Annotated in this window: 5 protein-coding genes and 1 pseudogene; 5 read left to right on the top strand and 1 reads right to left on the bottom strand. The window is 74.3% G+C overall.

What is annotated here, in order from left to right; all coding sequences use genetic code 11:
* Positions 1-93 precede the first annotated feature (93 nt).
* Positions 94-288: pseudogene (locus PYV61_RS18835) on the bottom strand (cold shock domain-containing protein); the annotation flags it as partial.
* A gap of 196 nt (positions 289-484) precedes the next feature.
* Between PYV61_RS18835 and PYV61_RS18830 the strand changes: the two are divergent.
* The 5 genes from PYV61_RS18830 (at position 485) to alaS (ending at position 6,591) form a co-directional block, all read left to right on the top strand.
* Positions 485-910 carry a YraN family protein gene (locus tag PYV61_RS18830; protein WP_275834474.1) on the top strand — a complete coding sequence of 142 codons (426 nt, stop codon included), beginning with the start codon at positions 485-487 and terminating at the stop codon, positions 908-910.
* A 98-nt stretch (positions 911-1,008) separates the two neighbouring features.
* Positions 1,009-2,046, top strand: a complete 1,038-nt coding sequence (recA, locus tag PYV61_RS18825; protein ID WP_275834473.1) for a recombinase RecA — start codon at positions 1,009-1,011, stop codon at positions 2,044-2,046.
* A gap of 159 nt (positions 2,047-2,205) precedes the next feature.
* Positions 2,206-2,937, top strand: a complete 732-nt coding sequence (locus PYV61_RS18820) for a regulatory protein RecX (RefSeq protein ID WP_275834471.1) — start codon at positions 2,206-2,208, stop codon at positions 2,935-2,937.
* Between the two features lie 168 nt (positions 2,938-3,105).
* Entirely contained in the window at positions 3,106-3,822 is a 717-nt protein-coding gene (locus tag PYV61_RS18815) for a hypothetical protein (RefSeq protein WP_275834469.1), read from the top strand.
* A gap of 54 nt (positions 3,823-3,876) precedes the next feature.
* The gene (gene alaS / locus PYV61_RS18810) at positions 3,877-6,591 is read left to right on the top strand and encodes an alanine--tRNA ligase (RefSeq protein WP_275834466.1); all 2,715 of its coding nucleotides are present in this window, start codon (positions 3,877-3,879) and stop codon (positions 6,589-6,591) included.
* Positions 6,592-6,612 lie beyond the last annotated feature (21 nt).

Raw genomic sequence — 6,612 nt, 5'->3', positions numbered from 1 at the left:
GCCACCACCGCCGCCGCCGCCGTAGCCGCCGCGGCCCCCGCCGCCGCGCGCCCCGCCACCACCGCCGCCGGGCGTGCCGCCGCCGAGGCGCGTCACGTTCTCGGCGGCCGGCCCCTTCTGCCCCTGCACGACGTCGAACTCGACGCTCTCGCCTTCATCGAGCGAGCGGAAGCCGCCGCCCTGGATCGCCGAGTGATGGACGAACAGGTCCTTACTGCCGTCCTCGGGCGAGATGAAGCCGAAGCCCTTGGCGTCGTTGAACCACTTCACCGTTCCCTTCATGCGCATCGTGCCGGTCTCCGTCCGAGAGGCGTGGGTGCTGCGGGGTGGGGTTGCGAGCCGACGGGGAGGCCGTTGGCTGGCGCTGATGACGCAGCTTCCGATCCACCGCGCGCGCCGCGGGGCGGGCGGCGGTGCGGCGGCGGGCCACGCGATGCGTCGTGGGGGTACGGCGGTCGGGCGCTCCCGAACCGATCCTCCGCGCGTGGCCGCTCCAGTCTCACGCCCGCTCGCGCGTTCGGCAAGCGTCCGATCGCCGATCGACCCCCGCCAGGCGCTCGGGGCGCTGGGGGAGCGCGTGGCGGCGCGGTGGCTGGAGCGGCAGGGATGGGCAGTTATCGCGCGCCGGTTCCGGTCGGGGCACCGCGACCTCGACCTGGTGGCGCGCCGCGACGACCTGGTCGCGTTCGTCGAGGTGAAGGCGCGGCGCGGACTCGGCTTCGGCGACCCGGTGGCGGCGGTCGGCTGGCGCAAGCGCCGGGAGCTAGGGCGGAGCGCGGCGGTCTGGGTGGACCGCTTCGGGCGCCCCGGGGAGGCGTACCGGTTCGACGTGATCGGGGTTCTGCTGACGCCCGCCGGTGTACGGATCCGGCACGTCGCGGACGCCTTCGGCCTCCCCCCGCCGTCTTGATCCGCAGGCCGGTTGTTCGTATTTTATTCGGGTACTTCGGAGCGTCCGGCTCCGGTGGCCACAGGGTGTTCGAACATCAACAGGGCGGGCGAGAGACAATGGCGACGACCGTGAGCACGGACGACAAGAAGAAGGCGCTGAACCTGGCCATCGCGCAGATCGAGAAGAACTGCGGGAAGGGGTCGATCATGCGCATGGGGACCGACACGAAGGTGAAGGTCGGCTCGATCCCCACGGGCGCGATCAACCTCGACGCGGCGATCGGGATCGGCGGCATCCCGAAGGGGCGCATCACCGAGATCTACGGGCCGGAGTCGTCGGGCAAGACGACGCTCTGCCTCCACGTGGTCGCCAACGCGCAGAAGGCGGGCGGCGTGGCCGCGTACATCGACGCCGAGCACGCGCTCGACACCGAGTACGCGCGCAAGCTGGGGGTGGACGTGGAGGCGCTGCTGATCTCGCAGCCGGACACGGGCGAGCAGGCGCTCGAGATCTGCGACATCCTGGTGCGCTCGGGCGCGGTGGACGTCGTGGTGGTCGACTCGGTGGCGGCGCTGGTGCCGAAGGCCGAGATCGAGGGCGACATGGGCGACAGCCACGTGGGCCTGCAGGCGCGCCTGATGAGCCAGGCGCTGCGCAAGCTGACGGGCGCGATCGCGCGGTCGAACACGTCGGTGATCTTCATCAACCAGCTGCGCGAGAAGATCGGCGTCATGTTCGGCAACCCGGAGACGACGACGGGCGGCAAGGCGCTGAAGTTCTACGCGTCGACGCGCCTCGACATCCGCCGGATCGGCCCGGTGAAGGACAAGGAGGACGTGGTGGGCTCGCACGTCCGCGTGAAGGTCGTCAAGAACAAGGTCGCCCCGCCGTTCAAGCAGGCGGAGTTCGACATCATGTACGCCGAGGGGATCAGCCACGCGTCGCTGGTGCTCGACATCGCGAGCGAGGCCGGGATCATCGAGAAGTCCGGCGCCTGGTACAGCTACCAGGGGCAGCGCATCGGGCAGGGGCGTGAGAACGCCAAGATGTTCCTGAAGGACAACCCGGCGCTGATGGCCGAGGTCGAGGTCAAGGTCAAGGGCGTGCTCGGCATCGGCGCCGAGGGCGGCGAGGACGAGGCCGGCGAGGAGTGAGGTCCGGGGCGGGGGCGTGCGCGCCCCCGCTCTCGGTCGGCAGGTGACGTCGCCGAGCGGGCGACCTGGTGGGGCGGAGCCCGGAATCTCCGTCCCCCGGGTCCTCCACTCGGCGACGTCTGCGTTCGGGCGGGACTTTCTGGCGAGGAGAGCGGTCGGATGAGAGGACGACAGCGCGAGGTGGTGCCCGAGGAGCTGCCCCCGATCGCGGGGGTGGTGACGGCGATCGTGGCCGCGCCGCGCCGGCCGGGGCGGTTCGAGCTCGCGGTCGACGGCAGGAGCGCGTGCGTGGTGTCCGTCGACGTGGTGGAGCGGCTCGGGCTGCGGGTGGGGCTGACGCTCGCCGGCGCGGCGGGGCAGTCGCTGGCGGAGGAGGCGCGGGCGCTGGCGACGTACGACCGGGCCGTCGGGCTGCTGGCGGTGCAGGGGCGGTCGGCGCGGGAGCTGGCGCGGAAGCTCAAGCAGCGCGGGGAGCGGGAGCGCGACGTCGCGGCCGCGATCGCGAAGCTGACCGCGGCCGGGCTGGTGGACGACGCGCAGTACGCGCGGCAGCTGGCGCGGTCGCGGGTGGGAGGGCGCGGGGACTCGCGGCGGCGGGTGTCGCAGGTGCTGGCGCAGAAGGGGGTGACGCGCGACGTCGCGGACGCGGCGGTCGCCGAGGTGTTCGCCGAGGAGTCGGTGGACGAGGAGGCGCTGGCGGAGGCGTCGGCGTGGAAGAAGGCGCGCGCGCTGGCCGGTGAGGACGCGCCGACGCAGCGGCGGCGGCTGTACGGCTATCTGGCTCGACGGGGGCACGACGGCGAGATCATCCGGCGCGTGCTGGCGCGGGTGCTGGGGGCCGGCGCGGACGATTCCGAGATCGAGGACGGCGGCGACGTCGAGCCGTCGTAGGCGCGTGCGGCAGCCACCCCTCGTGCGGCAACCGAACAGGGCATGATTCCCTTTGGGGATCATCCCCTGTCGGTCGACGTCGCAGGGGATCATGCCTGGACCCGCTGGCCTCGAAGCACGTGCACGGCGCTTGCGGCGAACGGCCACCGTCCCCCGACGGAGGTCGCGGTGCAGGAGCCCGTTCCGTTCGCCGACCGGCCGCAGCGCAGCGGCGAAACCCGACTCGAGGCGCAGGCCGTCGCCCGGGTCCGCGCGCACGTCGCCGAGATGCCCGCGTCGCTGGTCGTGCAGCTCGCGCTCTGGCCCGACGAGCTGGCGCGGTGGGCGCGCGCCGAGCGGATCGCGGAGTCGGTCGTCTACAACCTGCTCGCGCGGCGGAAGCCGTACCTGCGCATCCGTGAGCGGCTCGCCGCCAGGCTCGGGGTGCCGACCGGCCACCTGGCGACGCTCGTCGATCGGCCCGCGGCCGGGGGCGCGGGGCAGGGGCGGCCGCGCGACGGGGGCAGCCCGCTCGAGCGGCGCGCGGTCGCGCAGGTCGAGCGCGAGCTGGCGGCGCTGGCGGCGGCGACGGTCGTCGGGCTGGCGATGTGGCCGGAGACGCTCACGAGCTGGGCGCGCGCCCACGGCGTGCAGCCGTCGGCGGTCTGGGCGACGCTGGCGGGCGCGGTGAGCGAACCGGTGGCGACGGGGCTCGCGCGCCGGCTCGGCGTGACCGCGCGCGAGGTGGTGGCGCTGGTGGAGGCGGAGCGCCTCCCGGCGGGGCGCCCCGAGCGTCCGCCCGTGCCGTCCGAGCCGGCGCCCGCCGACGCAGCGCCGGCCGCCGACCCGGCGCCCCCCGCGCGTCCCGCGCCGCCCACGCGCGACCAGCTGTCGCTCGGCCTCTGACGGCGGGCGGCGCGCCCGTTGAGCGCGCCGCCGGACGCCGGCTATTGTTCCGGGATGCGCGCCTCCGAGATCCGCACCCGATTCCTGCAGTTCTTCGAGCGGCAGGACCACGTCGTCCGCCCGTCCTCGACGCTCGTCCCCGGCGACGACCCGACCCTGCTGTTCACCAACGCGGGGATGGTCCCGTTCAAGAAGGTCTTCCTGGGGATGGAGGAGCCGCCCGAGGGGCGGCGCCGCGCCACGACGTCGCAGAAGTGCGTGCGCGCCGGCGGGAAGCACAACGACCTCGAACAGGTGGGGCACACCGCCCGGCACCACACCTTCTTCGAGATGCTCGGCAACTTCTCGTTCGGCGACTACTTCAAGCGCGACGCGATCCGCTTCGCGTGGGAGTTCGTGACCGAGGACCTGGGCATCGCGAGGGAGCACCTGCGCGTCTCGGTGTTCGAGACCGACGACGAGGCGCGCGCGCTCTGGCACGAGGTCGCGGGGCTGCCCGACTCGCGCATCTACGGGCTCGGCGCGAAGGACAACTTCTGGCAGATGGCGGACACGGGCCCGTGCGGCCCGTGCACCGAGATCTACGTCGACCTCGCGCACCTGGCGCAGGACTTCGTCTTCCCGGGCGACGCGTCGGGGGAGTGGACGGACCGGTCGCGCGAGGAGTTCTCGACCGAGGCGTTCGTCGAGGGCGCGGAGGCGGGGCGGTTCCTCGAGATCTGGAACCTCGTCTTCATGCAGTTCGACCGGCAGCCGGATGGCACGCTGGTGCCGCTGCCCAAGCCGTCCGTCGACACCGGCGCGGGGCTGGAGCGCATCGCGGCGGTGATGCAGGGGAAGGCGAACAACTTCGACACCGACGTCTTCGAGCCGCTGCTGGCGCGCGCGGAGGCGATCGTGGGGCAGGACCGGCGCGCGGGCGGGCACCTCGCGTCGTTCCGCGTCATCGCCGACCACGCGCGCGCGGTGAGCTTCCTGCTCGCCGACGGCGTGCACCCGTCGAACGAGGGGCGCGGCTACGTGCTGCGCCGCATCCTCCGCCGCGCGGTGCGCCACGCCTACCTGCTCGGCCGCCGCGAGCCGACGCTGGCGTCGGTCGTCGAGACGGTGATCGAGACGATGGGCGACACGTACCCCGAGCTGCGGCAGCGCGCGCAGCACCTGGTCACCACGACGCGCGCCGAGGAGGAGCGCTTCCTGGCGACGATCGAGGGCGGGCTGGCGCGGTTCGACGAGCTGGCGCCGCAGCGCTCCACGCAGGGGTCGGTCGCGCTCCGCGGCGAGATCTCGGGCGAGGACGCGTTCCGCCTGTACGACACCTTCGGCTTCCCGATCGACCTGACGGAGCTGATGGCGCGCGAGCGCGGGTACCGCGTGGACATCGCCGGCTTCGAGCAGGCGCTGGAGCGGCAGCGCGCGCTGTCGCAGGAGGAGCGCCGCTCGCGCAACCTCGGCGTCGCCGCCGACGCGCTGGCGGACCTGGCGAGCTGGGAGCGCGACGCCGCCGCGGCGGAGCTGGGCGGCGCCTTCGTGGGCTACGACCGCGTGTCCGTCTCGACGCGGGTCGCGGCGGTACGGCACCTCGACGGCGACCGCGTGGCGGTGCTCCTCGAGGAGTCGCCGTTCTACGCCGAGAGCGGCGGCCAGGTGTCCGACCACGGCGAGATCCTCGGCGAGGGGTGGAAGGTCGACGTCGACGAGGTGCGCAAGGTCGACGGGCGCGTGGCGGCGGTCGGGCGGCTGCAGGGCGCGCTGCGCTTCGGCCCGGCGCAGGCGCGCGTGCCGTCGGAGCGGCGTCGCGACACGGAGCGCAACCACACGGCGACGCACCTGCTGCACGCGGCGCTGCGCGAGGTGCTGGGCGAGCACGTCCACCAGGCCGGGTCGGTGGTCGAGCCCGACCGCCTGCGCTTCGACTTCACCCACCACGGCCCGGTGCGCCCGGAGCAGTTGGAGGAGGTGGAGGCGAAGGTGAACCGCGGCGTGTGGGCGGCGGTGCCGGTGACGACGACGCAGCGCCCGTACCAGGAGGCGATCGCGTCGGGCGCGATGGCGCTGTTCGGCGAGAAGTACGGCGACGTGGTGCGCGTGGTCGAGATCCCGGGGCTGTCGGTCGAGCTGTGCGGCGGCACGCACGTACGCAACACGTCGGAGATCGGGCTGTTCCGCGTGGTGCAGGAGACGGGCGTGGCGGCGGGGGTGCGCCGCGTGACCGCGCTCACCGGGCCGAAGGCGTACGAGTTCCTGCGCGACCGCGAGCGCGAGCTGGCGCGCGTGGCCGAGTCGGTGAAGGCGCCGCTCGACCAGGCGGTGCGCCGCGTGCAGGCGCTGGTCGAGGAGCGGCGGACGCTGGAGCGCCGCATCGAGGAGGCGCGGCGCGGCGGCGGGGCGACGCAGGTGCAGACGCTCGCCGCCGCGGCGCGCCCGCTCGGGACGGCGCAGCTGGTCGCCACCGAGGTGCAGGTGGAGGACGTCAAGGCGCTGCAGGCGCTCGGCGACGCGCTGCGCGAGCAGCTGCCCGGCACGATCGCGGTGCTCGGCGCGCGCCTCGACGAGGGGAAGGCCACGATGCTGGCGGTGGTGAGCGACGACCTCCGCGAGCGCGGCGTGCGCGCCGACGAGGTGGTGCGGCGCGTGGCGGCGGCCGCCGGCGGGAAGGGCGGCGGCAAGCCCCACATGGCGCAGGCCGGGATCCCCGACGCGTCGCGGCTCGGCGCCGCGCTGGCGCTGGCCGCGACGCTGGTGGGCCCGCTGGTCGGCGCGCCGTGAGCCTGCCCGGCGCCGCGTCCG

The sequence above is a fragment of the Roseisolibacter sp. H3M3-2 genome (genome assembly GCF_029211165.1).
In the GTDB taxonomy this organism is placed as follows: Bacteria; Gemmatimonadota; Gemmatimonadetes; order Gemmatimonadales; family Gemmatimonadaceae; genus Roseisolibacter.
Note: the sequence above shows the minus strand (reverse complement) of the source record. Positions and strands in the feature narration are given on the sequence as shown.